Genomic DNA, 14812 nt, shown 5'->3' with positions numbered 1-14812 from the left:
TCAGCCGATCCTTCCGTGCAGTGCCGCGGTCAGCACATCGACCACGAAGTCCACGCGTGCACTGCGCCTGAACGTCGTGAGCGCCAGCGGGGAGGGAAAACGCTGCCGCGTGGTCGCCTTGGCATAGGTGAACTCGCGCAAACCATCTGGGCCGTGCACCCGGCCGAATCCGGACGCCCCGACTCCGCCGAGCGGAAGTGCCGGGACGGTGGCGTGAGCGACGAAGGCGTTGACGGAGGTAGCGCCGCTGTTGATCCGGTCCGCGATCGCCACACCGTCGCGCCGGGCGAAGACAGTGGCGCCGAGGCCGTATTCGCTCGCGTTGACCCGTTCGACGGCCTCATCCATATCGGTCACGCGGGCGACCGTGAGTGTCGGCCCGAAGGTCTCCTCAACCACGGCGGCGGCATCCTCGGGGACATCGACCAGGATGGTCGGCTGCACGAACTGACCGCTGATCGATTCGGAGCCGCCGAGTAGCGCGCGCCCGCCGCGAGCGATCGCGTCGTCCAGGTGCCGGCGGATCACCTCGAGTTGCTTGGGCATGGTGATCGGGCCGATCTGCGCCGTGCCGTTTCCGGCGCGCAGGTCACCGGCCAGAGTGCGGAGTTTGCTGAGAAATTCGTCGTAGACGGCCGTGTGGACATACACCCGCTCGACACCGAGACAGGTTTGGCCCGCGTTGGACATACCGCCCCAGATCGCCGCGTCGGCCGCGGCGTCGAGGTCGGCGTCCGCGTCGACGATCAGCGCGTCCTTGCCGCCGCACTCCATCAGGACGGGGGTGAGGCGCTCCGCGCACGCGGCGAGAACACGTTTTCCGGTCTCGGTCGATCCGGTGAATCCGATCTTGCCGACCCGGCTGCGGCACAGTGCCGCGCCTGTCTCGCCCGCACCGGTGACCACCTGTAACACCGGTCTCGTGGGCAGCGCCCGGGTGAATGCCTCTGCGAGCCAAAGCCCGACACCGGGGGTGTACTCGCTCGGTTTGAACACCACCGCGTTGCCGGCGGCGAGCGCGAACGAGATCGAACTCAGCGGCGTGAATACCGGATAGTTCCAGGGCCCGATGATGCCGACGACGCCGAACGGACGGTACTCGACACTGGACGCCTGATTGAGGGTGAGCAAGCTCGATCCCACCGCACGGCGGCCGAGCACGCGCTGAGCATTGCGCGCCGCCCATTTCAGATGCTCGAGCGCCATCACGATCTCGAGCTTGGCATCGGAGATCGGCTTGCCCATCTCCTGATGCATGATGCGCGCGAGATCGTTCCGGCCGCGCACGATCTCGGCCCGCCAGCGGTCCAGCACCCGCCCGCGCTCGGCGAAACCCATCGCGGCCCACTCGGCCGCGGCCTCGTGAGCGCGCGCGACCGCGGCCTCGACCTGCGCCGGAGTCCGGTTCGGATACCGGCCGACGACCAGGCCGGACGCCGGGTTACGCACCTCGAACATGCTGTCCTGCGCGGCGGGCCGCGTCTCGGTGGTAGTCATCGACCGGCCTCCTGCGCCGAAGTGACGACCGCCCGGCGGATCCCGCGGGCAATCGATTTCGTGACGAAATGGTTGACCGGGCTCGCTGCGGCCAGTAGCGGGCGCAGCAAGGCGTTTCCTTCGAGCGCGAACGTCCAGATAAGCCGTGTCCCGCCGGGGGTCGGCTGTAGGGCGATGTCCTCGGCGAACCGCTTCAAGCCCGGAATCGAGGCGGCGTCGACGGTGAAGGTCATATGTGAGCCTTCCTCCCAGCGGTAGAACCGTTCCTCCAGGCGCGCGACACCGCCGAGGGTGACCACGCGGGTGGTGCCGACACCGAACGGCCGGGGCGAGGTCCAGCGCGCCGCGGTGATCACCGGCGACCACGACACGAGGGCGTCGTCGGAGGTCAATGCCGCCCAGACGCGCTGCGGCGGTTGTGAGATGTCGACGAAATGGGTGTAGCGGCGGGCGGCGCCGGCGAGGAATGCGTCGTCGGATTTCGCCAGCACGAAACGTGCAGTCATGAGACCGGATTGCCTTTCGCGGTCAGAGATCGAGGACGAGAGGTCCGTTGGTGGAACGGGAGACACAGGTCAACATGTGGTCGGGGCGTTCGGTGTCGCTGAGCAACCGGTCGCGGTGGTCGATGTCGCCGGAGAGCACACGGGTCTTGCACGTGCCGCAGAATCCTTGACGACAGGAGTACAGCACGTCGGGCTTGACCCGGCGGAGTGCTTCGAGAGCCGTTTCCTGACTGCCGACCCGGACATCGACCCCGGTTCGCGCCAAAGTCAGGTCGAACTCGCGGCCGTCGGTCACCGGCAGCGCGGAGAAGCGCTCGGTATGCAGCGAGGCGGTGGGATTGAGCCGGAACAGGTGTTGCTGCGCGGCCTCCAGCACCGGGGGCGGCCCGCAAACATAGACGGCCGCGCCAGGTTCCGCTCGGGCGAGGATAGCGGGGACATCGGGTGCGCCGTATTCGTCGTCGGGGCGGATGTCGGTGTCGAGCGGTAGTTCGCTCAGGAACGGCATGGTCGACCGGGATCGCCCCAGATACACCAATCGCCCACGTTCACCGGTCTGCCTGACCATCGGCAGGATGGGGGTGATCCCGATGCCGGCGGCGAGGAACAGGTAGGACGGCGCGTTCTCGATATAAGTGAACGCATTGCGCGGCCCTCGAATTCGCAGCGCGGCGCCCGGTTGCATCGCATGCATTTCGAGTGATCCGCCGTCCCCGTCGGCGATGCGGCGCACGGCGATGCGGTAGCGCCGCCGATCCCGGGGATCCCCGCACAGCGAATACTGCCGCTGTCGTCCCGACGGCAGAAACACATCGAGATGCGAACCCGGCCGCCATGACGGCAGGGTCTGTTCGTCCCGGCCCACCAGGGTGAGCGACGCGACGTCATCGGCCTCGGCACGCACTGACTCGACCACGGTGTCGAGTTCGAATCCGTTGAACCGCACTGGCTTCGGACGGGACAGCGCGGGGGTGGTGAACACTTTCTTGTAGATGTCCATGGCGATGCCGAACGCTCGAAGGCTCGGCGTGGGGGCGGCGTCGGTGCTGGTCATGCGCGCGCCGCCGGAGAGTGCGCGAGATAGCGCAGCGCGCTGTCCATCGATCCCAGCTGTGAGGGATGGAAACTCGGCCGCAGGTAGCGCGGCATTTCGGTGAAGAAGGTCGTGAAACTGGGAATCACGCCCCGCACGGTCGCGCTCACGAACTGCGCGCCCCAGAATCTGCCTTTGTTCGTACTGGGGTCTTTGCGATACAGGTACGCCGTGGAGATCACGAAGAGCGGCAAAAGTAGTGCGGTGGCGAGCAATCCCGTGCGAGCCCGACGCGCGTACCCGCCGTCGAGGTACATGTAGGCGTCGAAGACAACGCTGCGGTGTTCGACTTCCTCCGCGCCGTGCCAGCGGACCAGATCCAGCATCGTCGGGTGCATGCCTGCGGCTTCGAGGGCCTCGGCCTCGAGCAGCCACTCGCCGATCACCGCGGTGAAATGCTCCATGCCCGCGAACAGGCCCAGGCGCTCTTTGAGCCACTGCTCCTTGGCCTTGCCGCTGAGTTTGTGATCGCCCAGGACCCGGTCGACCAGCCAGGCGACCTTGCTCACGTAGGACTCGACGTCCAGACCGAGCGACTGCAGGTGCTCACGCGCACCCTCATGGCTACTGGCATGCATCGATTCCTGGCCGATGAATCCGGTCACCTCTTCACGCAGGCGTTCGTCCTTGATGAAGGGAAGGGCCTCGGCCAAGCAGGCCGCCATCGCCCGCTCGCCTTCGGGCAGCACCAGGTGCATCACGTTGGTGACGTGGGTCGCGACTACCTCGCCCGGTATGTAGTGCATCGGCACCGAGGAGAAGTCGAAATGGACGTCACGGGCGTGGATCGCGTGGGCCTCGTCCTGATAGGAGCGCTTCGTTGCACTGTGATCAGCCATACAGCAGACCGTACATCGCTACATTTCTTATGGCAATGTTGCGGCCACAAATCGACTTGCAATGTTGCAATGATGGCGATCGGTGCTAGCGTCGAGGTGTGCCCACCACTGCCGCCACCTCGGAAAACGCAGCCGAAACCATCGAGGAACGGATCCTCGAAGCAGCCCTGATCCAGTTCGGGCAGGTCGGCGTGAAGAAGACGACCATCGAGGACATCGCCCGCAAGGCCGGTGTCGACCGGGTGACCGTCTATCGGCGCGTCGGCGCCCGGGATGACGTCGTGCGCGCGGTCACCGAACGGGAGGTGCGCAAGCTGCTCGCCGAACTCGGCGAACTCCCGGCCCGGCACGACACCCTGGAGGGCTTGGTGGTCGACGTGTTCGCCACCGTCCTCACCCGCTGGCGCACCCATCCACTGGTGCAACGGATGCTGACTCTCGAGCCCGACCGCCTGCTCCCGCAGCTCACCACCGAGGGCGGCGCCTTCTTCATGATGTCGGTCGCCGCAGCGACCGAGGTTCTGCGAACCGCGATGCGTGAGAAGGGCTTCCCCGAGGTGCCGGACCTGGACGTACGCGTCGAGGTCGTCTGCCGCATCGTGCACTCGCTGATCCTGCAACCGATCGGCGCCATCGACCTGGACTCGGGGCTCACCGCGTTCGCCCGCGACTACATCAGGCCGATCATCACCGACTAGTTCGAACGTCTGTCGAGCGATCGCGCACCTGGCGAACAGGTCGGCGGGTTCTTGTATGCGGGCATTCGTGCCGGGTGAGCGCTCGGCTCCATGGCCGCAGGACGGCCGGTTGCCCGTGCCTGCTGACCAGTGAGCCGGGTCAGCAGTATCTGGCCGCGGTCGGCTGCGTACACCCGGTCGTGAGTTACGCGCGTTCTTCGGCGTGTCGGTGAGTGGACACACCGAGACATTCTCAGGGCGGCTATTTCATAGCGAACTTCGGTCTGGCGGCGTATAGGCGGGATTTCCGTCCTCGAGCGTGCGCCTCGAGCGAGGCGTGGGCGGCGCAGCCGTCGCAGCGCGACAGCCCTGCCGCGCAACCCGGGCAGACCCGGTCGACGGTGGCGGTTCGGGACCGGTGATCCTGCCCGGGCGTCGGGTCACCGTTCCCGAACGTCTGCCCGTCTCGTCGAGGTTCCACCGCCGCGTCACGTCCAGGTCTGCGTTGTGCGCAGCGCGCCGCTATCGAATCGCCCGGTATCCGGATACCCATCGAGTCCCCGCGCGACCGGCCCGAGAGGTGTGCCGCTCACCGGGAGCGCGGCCGGACAGCCGAGCTCGGCGATGGCAGGCTCGGGCCATGAGTACATCGGTCGAATCCCGAGTCGTTCCCGAGCTGCGTGAAGTGCCCACCGAGCATGGCGTGCTGCGTTACCGCGAGAGCGGTGACGGCCCGCCTCTGCTCTTGTTGCACGGCTCCGGTCCCGGGGTGACGGGGTGGCGCAACTTCGGGGCCAATGTCCCGGTCTTCGCTCGGCACTACCGCACACTGGTGTTGGAGTTCCCTGGCTTCGGAATCAGCGACGATTTCGGCGCTCCGCACCCGATGATGTCCGCGCAGCAGGCGGTCGGCGCCTTCCTGGACGGGCTCGGCCTGGACCGCGTGCGTGTCGTCGGCAACTCCATGGGCGGCTTCGTCGCGACGGACTTCGCCCTGGCGAATCCCGATCGGGTGGATCGTCTGGCCACTATCGGCGGAATCGGGACGCCCGTTTTCAGCGCCCAGCCGGGTGAAGGGATCGTGCGGCTGAGCGAGTTCGTCGAGAATCCCACTCGTGAAGCGCTGATCGCCTGGTTGCACTCGATGGTGTACGACCCGGCGCTGGTGACCGAGGAATTGATCGAGCAGCGCTGGCAGCAGGCGACCGATCCGGCGACTCTGGAGAACTCGCGCCGCATGTACGGGAAGGCCGCCCTGGCGCGGATGGCTGAGGCGGCCCGCAGCGCCGACACCACACCGGGGTGGGCGAAGCTGGGCCAGATCAAGGTCCCGGTGCTGGTCACCTGGGGCCGTGACGACCGCGTCAGCCCGGTCGATATGGCACTGCTGCCGATGCGCACCCTGCGCAACGGCGAGGTGCACATCTTCCCCAACTGCGGACACTGGGTGATGATCGAGCAGAAGGTGGCCTGGGAAGCCACCGTTCTGGCCTTCCTCGGTCGTTAGCCCTCCCCGGCGGCCGGCGGAAGTTCCGGCGCCGTGTCGATGACCGGCGCCGGGATCGCGCAGAAGCTGTGGCAGACCCGGTCCTTGATGATCTGTTCCGGGCATTCCGGATCGAACCACCGGTCCACATGCCCCCAGTGGATCGGATGCTTCATATACGGCCCGAGCAAGGCATCCACATCGGCGAACTCCTGCTCCCACACATGCGTCCATCGCGAAATCCCGCTGGCGTGCCGGACCGGGCTCAACTGCCACGCCAGGATGGCAGGAATATGCTTGGGCATCTGCAGCGTGGCGTGTTCGAACCGGCGAAGTTCCGCCGGGTCGGCCTCGGGGGCCGCCCGCAACAGCAGCGTCCGGTACAACCGCGGCGGTTGCGAGGCCCACCGGCGTCCCGCGTACGCGTTCGCTGGGGACCCGCCCACGTACTCCACCGCGTCGACGTGCCCGATCGCGGGCACGGAAGTCGCCTGGTCGATCACGGCGCGGCTGCTGTTCCACTCCCGTTCGGACTGGAATTGAAAGTGCGCGAGGACATCTCCGCCATTGCGTACTCCCGGCAAGGTGCGGGAGACCAGCGACTGCCGTGTGCCCGCCGATTCGGCCGCGGCGGCGATGCGCTTGATGGTCACGGCTGTGGTCATCTCGTCGCCGGGATCGGTCATGTGGAGCAAGCGAGTCACCTTATACATCGCAGAGTCCTTCCACGTCCTCGGAGCGGCTCGCCATCGACCGGGTGCGTTCGACGATCATCGGCGCCATCGATTCCCACCACTTCGCCGGTGCTGGGTCATGTCGTGCCCGAACCGCGGCCGCCCACCAGCCCGCCGTGCCCGGCACGGTCCAGGTAGCGGTGACGGTGTTCGTCTCACCCTCGATCCAGGCCGGTGGGCTCACCAGGATTCGCTCGAGCGTCAAGCCGCGTTCTCGCGCTGCCGGTGCGTACGCGTCGAGGTAGGCGTCGATGAACACCCGTGCGCTGCCGGGTCTGAGTACGACTCGGTCGATGATGTAGAGGGTTGGGTCGTCCATGGAATCGAACGTAGGCGCTGGCCCGGAAGCCGGCGGCGCGTCATCCCGTTGGCCGGGAGCCGCCGGCGGCGAATACCGTTGGAGGGCTTGTAGGCTGCACAATCGTGGCAGCCGACGTCGATTCCTACCCCAACCTGCCTGCGACCAGTTGGGCCGTTCTGGGCATGTTGTCCTTCGGTGAGGAACTGACCGGCAACGACCTGAAGAAGTGGGCGGACTGGAGCATCGGCTTCTTCTATTGGAGCCCCTCGGTCAGTCAGGTCTACGCCGAGCTGAAAAAACTCGAGGAGCTCGCGTTGGTTAGGTCCCGCCTGGTTGCCGACGAGGGGGTGCGCGGACGGCGGCTGTACGGCATCACCGATACGGGGTTGCGGGCGCTGCGGAACTGGTCCCGCAACGCCGGGGTGGACATGCCGGTGCTCAAACACGGTGTGATGCTGCGCCTGTGGATGGGCCACCTGCACGAGCCCGACCATCTGAAGCGGATCGTCCGTACCCACATCGACAACCTGCGCGAACAGGCGGGCCGGGCCGCACTGCACGCCGACCGGTCCGAGCCGGAGCCCGGGTGGGCGTTCACCGAGATGACCCTGCGATGGTCGCAACGCCACTTCGAGGCGGAGATCGAGTTGGCCGAGCAGATGCTGGGCGACATCGATGAGGCCGCCGCGCGATATCGCGACCTCGCCGTCCGCGACGAGAACGATCTCCCGGTGCCCCGTCATCCCGGGGTCTGGCGCACAGTCGGGGACGATTCCGCGGACAGCTGAGTTCGCCGCTCGCACCCGCCGAGGTTCCCGGTGTTCAGCCTTCGGCGAGCACGCTGGGGGCGGTCGGCAGCGACCGCAGGATGTTGCGGCGCTGCAGCGTGGGGGTGACCCGTCCGCCGGTGGCCATACTCCGCCAGATGGCATGCGCGGCAAGCTGGACCGGGGTGGTCATCCTGCTGTCGAAGGTCATCCGGCTCAGCGGTCCGCAGATCGATACCGCGGTCGTCGCCTCGCCGATCGGTCCGATCGGCGAGGCGATACAGCCGAATCCGCGCAGGGCGCCGTTGCGTTCGACGGCATATCCGAGTTCCCGGATCAGCGCGCTGCCCGGCTCGTCCCGGCCGGCGAAGGCGAGCAGGGCCTTGCCGAGCGCCGACTTCGCGGCGGGCAACCTGCCTCCGACCCGGGTCGGTACGTGGGCGGCAAGGCGTCCGCCGATCTTGTCGAGGTAGACGACGTCTTCGCCGTCGAGCACCGCCAGATGCACGACCATGCCGGTGGCTCGGTACAGGTGCTGTAGGTGCTCGCCGGAGGCCGCGTGCACCCGGTCTTGATGGACCGCGAGCGAGCCGAGCTCTACGAGCCGGATGCCGAGGCTGTAGTTGCGTCCCTCCCGCCGGAGCCACCGCAGCTGTACCAGCCGGTCCAGCATCCGGTGGGCGGAGGAGCGCGGCAGGCCGGTGCGGGCGACGACCTCTCCCAGGCCGAGGCTGTCGCGCCCGTCGAACGCGTCGAGGACGAGCGACAGTCGGTCGAGAAGGGCGCTGGGAGTGGGCGCCTCACCGGGCATCATGTCCTGCGCGATCGTCATGCGCTGACTCCTTCGTCACTAGCATCAGTGCTCTGACATGGCTATTTCTATTAGGAAATAGTGCCGCAGGCTGACCGGTATGTGAAGCGGGTCACGAAGGAAGGGCGACCGGATGCGCCGCGGCATCGCTACCGCGCCTGCTGGTTGCGGCCAATGGGCACCGTGTGCCGGTGAAGATGCTGGCCGCACACAGGTTGCAGTGGATGCACAGCGATTGCTTCGCCGACTCCGACTGGATTCGGTTGATCAGATCCGGCTCGCGGAGGAGGGCACGGGCCATGGCCACGAATTCGAACCCGTCGTCCATCGCGGCGTTCATTCCCGCGAGATCGGTGATGCCGCCGAGCAGGACGAGCGGCATGTCGAGTTCGTCGCGGAACTGGCGTGCGTAGTCGCGGAAGTAGAGCGGTTCGTAGGGGTAGTGCCGGAAAACCATGTTCCCGAACATCTTCATGCCCAGCTTGACCAGGCCGCGCTGGGTCTCGGCCATTTCACGTACCGGTACCTCACCCCGGAACAGGTACATCGGATTCAGCAGTGACGAGCCGCCGGTCAGCTCGAGGGCATCGACGTAGCCGTCGCGCTCGATCATCTGCGCCACCACGAGCGACTCATCGAGCCAGAGGCCGCCGGGGACGCCGTCGGCCATGTTCATCTTCGCCAGCACCGCGATTCGCCCGTCGGCGGCCTCGCCGACCGCCTGCAGGACGCGTCGGGCCAACCGCGCCCTATTGGCGAGCGAGCCGCCCCAATTGTCCTTGCGGCGGTTGATGTTCGGACTGAGGAACGAGCTGGCGAGATAGTTGTGCCCGAGGTGGACCTCTACCGCGTCGAATCCGACCTCGATCGCGTACCGGGTCGCCTGGGCGTGGGCGTCGATGATCCGCTGGATGTCGTCTTCGGTGGCGGCCCGATCCAGGCTCATCGACAGCGGGTTGGGCCGGGTGGACGGGGCCAGGGACGGCAGGCCAGTGGAACGCGAGTTGGCCACGGGCCCCGCATGCCCGATCTGTGCCGAGATCGCGGCTCCGGTGGCGTGCACGGCGTCGGTGAGCTTGCGCAGACCGGGCAGCGCCTCGGGCCGCCAATAGATCTGGTCCTTCTCGGTGCGCCCTTCGGGGGACACGGCGAGGTAGGCGACGGTCGTCATGCCGACTCCGCCTTCGCCGACCGCGACGTGGAAGTCGATCAGCGCGTCGGTGACCAGAGCGTCGGTCGTAACCCCCTCGAAGGTCGCGGACTTGATGATCCGGTTGCGCAACCGCACCGGGCCGAGCGAGACGGGTGCGAGGGGATCCGGCCGGGCGGCGGAAGCGGCGGACGAGGCGGTCATCGGGAAACTCCTGGTGTGGGTGGGGATGTGCGGGGCACAAGGCGATCGTTCGGGATCGTCACGGGGGCGTGGATGTCCATCCACCGCAGCATCTCGTCGACCGCGTCGGCGCAGTCACCGCAGGCGCCTGCATCGGCCCACTCGATCAGCGCGGCAAAAGCTGCCGCCTGATACGCGGTGGCCAGCGCGCGGCAGATGGCCGCGGGGGCATCGGGAAGGCGGTGGGCGATATAGGGCGACAGCGTGTCGATCCAGGGGCGGTAGGCGAGCGGTGCGGTGGCGGCGAGCTCGGGCTCGGAAGAGATCAGGCGTAGCCAGTCCGGCGCCACGCGCTGGACCCGAGGCTGATGCGAGACCGACTCGACGATGGCGGAGCGGATGACAACCGAAGGTTCGCCCGCCTCAGGGGCATTGTCGAGGGCCTCCTGCAATCGATCGCTTCGTCGAGTCTTCAATTCTGGGGCTCACTCATCCCGTGCTCCCGTCAGTCGAACGGTCCTGCCGATCGGCGTGCCTCTCGCTCGTCGAAGTGTCCAGCTCTGTGCCGCTGAATGAGATGAAGCGGCGACACCGTGCGACCGTGTGCGAGGGTCTATTCGGACCGCGATCCTCGTGTCGAGCGGTCACCCTGACACCCGACCGGATCGTCGCCGCTTGGCGCGACACCCTGGGCGGTTTCGCTTCGACCCAGCACCTGCTGGCCAACCATCTGGTCGACATCGACGCAGACAGTGCGATCTGCACCGCGTCGTTCCAGGCGGCCCACCGCAAGGCCGAGTCGTTCGGTGCGTCGCTGTGGACCCTGGGTGGCAGTTACCGGTTCGACCTCGTCCGGGTCGAGGGCGCCTGGCGCATCCGCGGGGTGGCGATGACCGCCGTGGTGGTCGCCGGAACCTGGACCAGCGTGAAGGAGATGATGGCCGACCGCTACGCGCGGAGGCTGGCCGAACGCGGCTATGCCGCACTGTCTTTCGATTTCACCGGGTTCGGTGCATCCGGCGGGAACCCGCGCGAGGTCGAATCGCCGGACCGCAAGATCGCCGATATCGGTCACGCGGTGGACTTCCTGGCCGCGCACGCCGCGGTCGACGCGGACCGGATCGGCGCACTCGGGATCTGCGCAGCGGCGATGTACAGCCTGTCGGCAGTACTTCTGCCGGTATTCGAAGCTCGTTCAACATCACACGCCCAATCCGCTGTGGCGACGTACGTGCACGATCTTGACGACAGTGACGAACTAGGCCGAGGTGCCCGGTTGCTGGCTGTGGCGCTCGGTGGCCCATGCGGCAATTTGTGCGCGCGAGGTGAAGCCCGTTGTCCTGCAGGATCTTCGGCAAAGTCGGGTTCTTCGCCGGCGGCCGGCTCGGCGACCAAGCCCAGGACTCGTCCTTGCAGCATGCCGCCAAGCAATCACCGACCCGGTGTGTCGCTGATACGCCGAGCCATGTGCGGGGGTCCGCACCATCGTGCCGTTAGCCCACTGCCAGCCCGGAGCTCACTGTCCGCGTCCCGGTGGTACATGACGGCGGCGTGGCTGTTGGCGGTGGTGGGGAGCATCGGCCAGTCGCCCGGCATGGAGCCCAGTGCGAAGCCCACCGACGGTGGTGGGCTTCGCGTCCACTGTGGCTGGTTATTCGGGGAGGGGGCGGTGTCCGATCACCTGTGTGCCCACAGCGGCGGAATTTCGGACGGCGGTGAAACCGTAATCGCGCATGGCTTGCTCGTACTCGCCGATGCCGTCCAGGAGGATTTTCTTCCCCTGGCTGACGGCGAGGAGTTCGTCGCCGAGGACGTGTGCATCGCGCAGCGCGGTGTTGGCGCCGATACCCAGGGCCGAGCTCATGGCGTGGATCGCGTCGCCGATGACGGTCACATTGGTGGGTTCCCAGGCGTCGGTGGGAACGCAACTGCGCAGGGTCAGTGCCTGCACGGTTGCGGTGTCCCACAGCCGAACCGTCTCGACCAGAGCCGGATGCCAGGATGCGAGCCGGCGCAGCACGTAGGCCTTCAGCTGCTCCGGGGCGGCGGTGAACAGTTCGGCGTCGGGGAGCATCCGGTCGGTGAGCGAGTTGAAAATGCTCAGCGCATAGTTCTTGCCGGCCTCGTCCTGGAAATCCTGGTCCTGCTCTTTGACCAGCGGCGAGCCAGGGTCGGTGCGTTCGAGCGGGCCGAAGGTGAGCCCGTCGTGGTTGCTGTCGAAGGCGAGGGAGAACGTGTTGAACAGCTGCTCTGGCAGCCTGGCCCTGGTGTCCTCGGTGAGCGGGATCTTCGCGGTGATGTGTCGCGAACCGAGGTCCACGACCCGGACCTGCGGGAGCCGCTGGGTTCGCACGGCGGAGTTGACGCCATCCGCGGCGATCAGCACATCGGCCTCGACGCTGTCACCGTTGTCGAGGCGCACGGTCACAGTCGAGTCCGGGTTGGTGCGATATCCGGTGACTGCGGAACCGAACCTCACGGTCTTCTCCAGTCCGATGTGGAGGATACGGCGCAGGGTCGAACGGCACATCACCATGTGTTCGGGGATGTCACCGGTGGGAGTCCCGGTACCGGCCATCGCCGAGGTGTCACGGGCCTGGCGGAGGTTGAACTGGTCGTCGAACAACAGCATGTCGTCGGTGGGCCGGCCCGAGGTCGCCAGGAACAGCTCCCACAACCGCGGCTCCAGCGCGGCATGCAGTGCGGAGGTGCCGGTGGAGTTGATGTGCACCCGGTATCCCGGGTCACGTGCCGCCAGACCGGCGTCGCGCTCGTACACGGTCACGTCCAGGCCGTGCCGGTGCAGGTGGTGGGCCAATGTCATCCCGGCGAGTCCGCCGCCGGCGATGACAATACGCATATCGGACACAAGTACTCCCTGTCAGAGGTTCTATCGGGAGCACACTGGGCCCTCTCCACGGAGAGAATGTTGACCACGACCCGGCGTAATACCACGGGTCGCGTTTCCGGACTACCAACCGGGACGCAGTTTCGTGTGCTGTTGGAGGATATCAGTCGGATTTCAGTGAGCGGTCGAAGAGTCCAGCAGCGCCGCCCAGTGGCGTTCGGCGGCGTCTGGGTGGTTACGCGGCGGTGTCGGCTTGGGTGAAACCGTGGTGGGCGCCGGGGTAGACCTCGCAGCGGTGGCGCGCGCCCGCGTCTGTGAGTGCCTTCTCGAGGCGGTCGACCTGTTCGGGTGGCAGCGCGCGGTCCTGGTCGGCGTGACCGAAGTACAATCCCGCGGCGACCCGGTCGGCGCGCAGGTGTGGGCTGTCGGGCTCGGTGCCGGCAAGGTCCCCGCCGTGGATCTGGGCGGAATCGATTCGCTCCCAGTCGCTTGCAGCACGGGTGCCGAAGCCGACGCGATCACCAGGCGGGAGGACTTCGGCGGGGGCCAGAACCCGGCACAGGGTATCGATGGGGCGAGTGCGGACGAGGCGCGTAATCGGCTGGCCGAGGCGATGCGTGATCATCGTGAACAGCTCGGGTACGGCCGGGTCACTCGCACGACCAAGTTGATGGACCTGGCCGTGGAGTTGCTGGCCGAGATGGGCGACGACGAAGCCTATACCGACGGCAATGTCGAGGACTACCGGCGCGAGATCTATGTCTCCACCGATAAGCGCGCGAACCCGGCGACGATCAAGATCGAGAACTCGGTCGGGAACCTGCAGGTCTGGCAGGCCACCGCCGGGGAGCTGGACCGTCACCTCAAACGACTCATCGCGTTGGGGCTGCGGCGCAAAGCCAAGCAGCACAAGATCATTCTGCGCGCGATGATGCAGATCGCGGTCCGCCACGGCGCGGTGGAGACCAACCCCCTCGACGGGGTCAGTCCATTTACGCGGCGACGCAACCCGGCTCGCGGCAAGGTGCAAGACCACGACGCTCTGCCCGCCTTCCGCGCCCAGGTCCGGGCGTGGGCCCAACGGGGAGGCGATTCCCGGCACTCCGGCCTACAGCTGTGGCCCGCCGCGGGACTGGACGGTGGTGTGGGTGGTCGACGTGATCACCGGCACCGGCATGCGCCCGCATGAGGTGTTCGCGCTGCTGCTCGAGGACATCCATCTCGACGCGCCCGAGCCCTATCTCGACGTCACCGGCACCCTGGTGGAGGTGAAGGGCAAGTGGGTGCGCAAACCCGCGCCGAAGTCCGACAACGGGTGGCGGCGCATCTTGCTGCCCGCCCACACCGTCGAGGCGATCCGGGAAGCGATCAAGGACCTGGAAGTCGGCGACCGCCCCAACCCGATGGGACTGCTGTTCCCGGCCCGAAACGGGTCGCTGCGCAACCCGAACAACTTCGGCCGCACTGGCGCGCGGCACGTGGCGAGAACTTCGCCTGGGTGACCCCGCGCACGTTCCGCGAAGGCGCGGCCACCGCGGTCGACCACGCCTACGGCGACCCCGAACGCGCCGCCCGCCAACTCGGCAACACCCGCGCGGTGGCTAAGACCCACTACATCGACATCCCGGAGACGTTCCGGACAATCGGGACGTCCTGGAACGCTGGGCCCGCGGCGACGAGGGCGAAAGTATGAGATTTTGACTGGCTCGGGTCGAATCCGGCCCCTCCCTCAGGAACCGGAAAACCCCTTCCGACGCTGGTCGGAAGGGGTTTTCGCTGTCGGGCTGACAGGATTTGAACCTGCGACCACTTGACCCCCAGCTATCCCCGTATTCGGTTTGTGCACGTCAAACACGTTGTGCATTTGGCTAAAACGGCTCTGTCGCGACTCCTGTACAGGACCGTTCATAGCGTGTGGCC

The 14812-nt window shown here is 67.0% G+C and carries 17 protein-coding genes and 1 pseudogene; 7 read left to right on the top strand and 11 right to left on the bottom strand.

Features of this window, described 5'->3' with window-relative positions; all coding sequences use genetic code 11:
• Genes NA8_RS09375 through NA8_RS09360 form a run of 4 tightly spaced genes read right to left on the bottom strand, consistent with a single transcriptional unit; the run spans nucleotide 1 to nucleotide 3935 of the window.
• On the bottom strand, nucleotides 1-1497 hold the full coding sequence (locus NA8_RS09375; RefSeq protein ID WP_063049992.1) for an aldehyde dehydrogenase family protein: 1497 nt from the start codon (nucleotides 1495-1497) through the stop codon (nucleotides 1-3).
• On the bottom strand, nucleotides 1494-2003 hold the full coding sequence (locus NA8_RS09370) for an SRPBCC family protein (protein WP_063049991.1): 510 nt from the start codon (nucleotides 2001-2003) through the stop codon (nucleotides 1494-1496). Before NA8_RS09370 ends, NA8_RS09375 begins: the two co-directional genes overlap by 4 nt.
• 22 nt (nucleotides 2004-2025) lie before the next feature.
• Nucleotides 2026-3057, bottom strand: coding sequence for a PDR/VanB family oxidoreductase (locus NA8_RS09365; RefSeq protein ID WP_063049990.1), 1032 nt, complete (start codon nucleotides 3055-3057; stop codon nucleotides 2026-2028).
• Complete coding sequence (locus tag NA8_RS09360; protein ID WP_063049989.1) at nucleotides 3054-3935, bottom strand: metal-dependent hydrolase; 882 nt, start codon at nucleotides 3933-3935, stop codon at nucleotides 3054-3056. Before NA8_RS09360 ends, NA8_RS09365 begins: the two co-directional genes overlap by 4 nt.
• A 98-nt stretch (nucleotides 3936-4033) precedes the next feature.
• Here NA8_RS09360 and NA8_RS09355 point away from each other — a divergent pair, with 98 nt between their 5' ends.
• Entirely contained in the window at nucleotides 4034-4633 is a 600-nt protein-coding gene (locus tag NA8_RS09355) for a TetR/AcrR family transcriptional regulator (RefSeq protein WP_063049988.1), read from the top strand.
• Between the two features lie 619 nt (nucleotides 4634-5252).
• Nucleotides 5253-6119: an alpha/beta fold hydrolase gene (locus tag NA8_RS09350; RefSeq protein ID WP_063049987.1), complete on the top strand. Its 867-nt coding sequence runs from the start codon at nucleotides 5253-5255 to the stop codon at nucleotides 6117-6119.
• Here NA8_RS09350 and NA8_RS09345 read toward each other — a convergent pair.
• Together NA8_RS09345 and NA8_RS09340 are read right to left on the bottom strand one after the other, a co-directional pair.
• Entirely contained in the window at nucleotides 6116-6811 is a 696-nt protein-coding gene (locus tag NA8_RS09345) for a Dabb family protein (RefSeq protein WP_063049986.1), read from the bottom strand. The genes NA8_RS09350 and NA8_RS09345 overlap by 4 nt on opposite strands.
• The gene (locus NA8_RS09340; protein WP_063049985.1) at nucleotides 6804-7151 is read right to left on the bottom strand and encodes a hypothetical protein; all 348 of its coding nucleotides are present in this window, start codon (nucleotides 7149-7151) and stop codon (nucleotides 6804-6806) included. The genes NA8_RS09345 and NA8_RS09340 overlap by 8 nt, the downstream gene beginning before the upstream one ends.
• Nucleotides 7152-7315: 164 nt before the next feature.
• Here NA8_RS09340 and NA8_RS09335 point away from each other — a divergent pair, with 164 nt between their 5' ends.
• Nucleotides 7316-7921 carry a PadR family transcriptional regulator gene (locus NA8_RS09335; protein WP_084466655.1) on the top strand — a complete coding sequence of 202 codons (606 nt, stop codon included), beginning with the start codon at nucleotides 7316-7318 and terminating at the stop codon, nucleotides 7919-7921.
• Between the two features lie 34 nt (nucleotides 7922-7955).
• Here the strand turns inward: NA8_RS09335 and NA8_RS09330 are convergent, their stop codons facing one another.
• The 3 genes from NA8_RS09330 to NA8_RS09320 all read right to left on the bottom strand — a co-directional run bounded on the left by NA8_RS09330 (nucleotide 7956) and on the right by NA8_RS09320 (nucleotide 10496).
• Nucleotides 7956-8732, bottom strand: a complete 777-nt coding sequence (locus NA8_RS09330) for an IclR family transcriptional regulator (RefSeq protein WP_063049983.1) — start codon at nucleotides 8730-8732, stop codon at nucleotides 7956-7958.
• Nucleotides 8733-8823: 91 nt separating this feature from the next.
• Entirely contained in the window at nucleotides 8824-10065 is a 1242-nt protein-coding gene (locus NA8_RS09325) for an NADH:flavin oxidoreductase (protein ID WP_063049982.1), read from the bottom strand.
• A complete protein-coding gene (locus NA8_RS09320) occupies nucleotides 10062-10496 on the bottom strand; it encodes an acyl-CoA-like ligand-binding transcription factor (protein WP_063049981.1) in 435 nt (144 codons plus the stop codon). The genes NA8_RS09325 and NA8_RS09320 overlap by 4 nt, the downstream gene beginning before the upstream one ends.
• Before the next feature lie 125 nt (nucleotides 10497-10621).
• On the opposite strand from NA8_RS09320, the pseudogene NA8_RS35695 reads away from it, so the two are divergent.
• A pseudogene (locus NA8_RS35695) lies at nucleotides 10622-10864 on the top strand (nuclear transport factor 2 family protein); the annotation flags it as partial.
• An 831-nt stretch (nucleotides 10865-11695) separates the two neighbouring features.
• On the opposite strand, the gene NA8_RS09310 reads toward NA8_RS35695, so the two are convergent.
• Nucleotides 11696-12904: an FAD-dependent oxidoreductase gene (locus tag NA8_RS09310; RefSeq protein WP_063049979.1), complete on the bottom strand. Its 1209-nt coding sequence runs from the start codon at nucleotides 12902-12904 to the stop codon at nucleotides 11696-11698.
• A gap of 223 nt (nucleotides 12905-13127) precedes the next feature.
• Nucleotides 13128-13517 (bottom strand): dienelactone hydrolase family protein, encoded by a 390-nt coding sequence (locus tag NA8_RS32575; RefSeq protein ID WP_169810478.1) that lies wholly within the window; start codon nucleotides 13515-13517, stop codon nucleotides 13128-13130.
• On the opposite strand from NA8_RS32575, the gene NA8_RS34310 reads away from it, so the two are divergent.
• The 3 genes from NA8_RS34310 to NA8_RS09295 are packed head-to-tail and all read left to right on the top strand — an operon-like array spanning nucleotide 13506 to nucleotide 14585.
• Nucleotides 13506-14081 (top strand): hypothetical protein, encoded by a 576-nt coding sequence (locus NA8_RS34310; RefSeq protein ID WP_169810477.1) that lies wholly within the window; start codon nucleotides 13506-13508, stop codon nucleotides 14079-14081. The two genes, NA8_RS32575 and NA8_RS34310, sit on opposite strands and share 12 nt — an antisense overlap.
• Complete coding sequence (locus tag NA8_RS09300) at nucleotides 14041-14394, top strand: site-specific integrase (RefSeq protein WP_157106619.1); 354 nt, start codon at nucleotides 14041-14043, stop codon at nucleotides 14392-14394. The genes NA8_RS34310 and NA8_RS09300 overlap by 41 nt, the downstream gene beginning before the upstream one ends.
• On the top strand, nucleotides 14391-14585 hold the full coding sequence (locus NA8_RS09295; RefSeq protein ID WP_063049976.1) for a hypothetical protein: 195 nt from the start codon (nucleotides 14391-14393) through the stop codon (nucleotides 14583-14585). The genes NA8_RS09300 and NA8_RS09295 overlap by 4 nt, the downstream gene beginning before the upstream one ends.
• Nucleotides 14586-14812: the final 227 nt, after the last annotated feature.

Source organism: Nocardia arthritidis NBRC 100137, assembly GCF_001612765.1.
Taxonomy (GTDB): Bacteria; Actinomycetota; Actinomycetes; order Mycobacteriales; family Mycobacteriaceae; genus Nocardia; species Nocardia arthritidis.
This window is presented reverse-complemented; position numbering and strand designations above follow the sequence as displayed.

Excerpts from the sequence above, each read along its gene's own strand:
- NA8_RS09370 (WP_063049991.1), bottom strand. The coding sequence starts at position 2,003 with ATGACTGCACGTTTCGTGCTGGCGAAATCCGACGACGCATTCCTCGCC.
- NA8_RS32575 (WP_169810478.1), bottom strand. The coding sequence starts at position 13,517 with ATGATCACGCATCGCCTCGGCCAGCCGATTACGCGCCTCGTCCGCACT.
- NA8_RS09330 (WP_063049983.1), bottom strand. The coding sequence starts at position 8,732 with ATGACGATCGCGCAGGACATGATGCCCGGTGAGGCGCCCACTCCCAGC.
- NA8_RS09365 (WP_063049990.1), bottom strand. The coding sequence starts at position 3,057 with ATGACCAGCACCGACGCCGCCCCCACGCCGAGCCTTCGAGCGTTCGGC.
- NA8_RS09340 (WP_063049985.1), bottom strand. The coding sequence starts at position 7,151 with ATGGACGACCCAACCCTCTACATCATCGACCGAGTCGTACTCAGACCC.
- NA8_RS09360 (WP_063049989.1), bottom strand. The coding sequence starts at position 3,935 with ATGGCTGATCACAGTGCAACGAAGCGCTCCTATCAGGACGAGGCCCAC.
- NA8_RS09375 (WP_063049992.1), bottom strand. The coding sequence starts at position 1,497 with ATGACTACCACCGAGACGCGGCCCGCCGCGCAGGACAGCATGTTCGAG.
- NA8_RS34310 (WP_169810477.1), top strand. The coding sequence starts at position 13,506 with ATGCGTGATCATCGTGAACAGCTCGGGTACGGCCGGGTCACTCGCACG.
- NA8_RS09345 (WP_063049986.1), bottom strand. The coding sequence starts at position 6,811 with ATGTATAAGGTGACTCGCTTGCTCCACATGACCGATCCCGGCGACGAG.
- NA8_RS09350 (WP_063049987.1), top strand. The coding sequence starts at position 5,253 with ATGAGTACATCGGTCGAATCCCGAGTCGTTCCCGAGCTGCGTGAAGTG.
- NA8_RS09310 (WP_063049979.1), bottom strand. The coding sequence starts at position 12,904 with ATGCGTATTGTCATCGCCGGCGGCGGACTCGCCGGGATGACATTGGCC.
- NA8_RS09325 (WP_063049982.1), bottom strand. The coding sequence starts at position 10,065 with ATGACCGCCTCGTCCGCCGCTTCCGCCGCCCGGCCGGATCCCCTCGCA.
- NA8_RS09335 (WP_084466655.1), top strand. The coding sequence starts at position 7,316 with ATGTTGTCCTTCGGTGAGGAACTGACCGGCAACGACCTGAAGAAGTGG.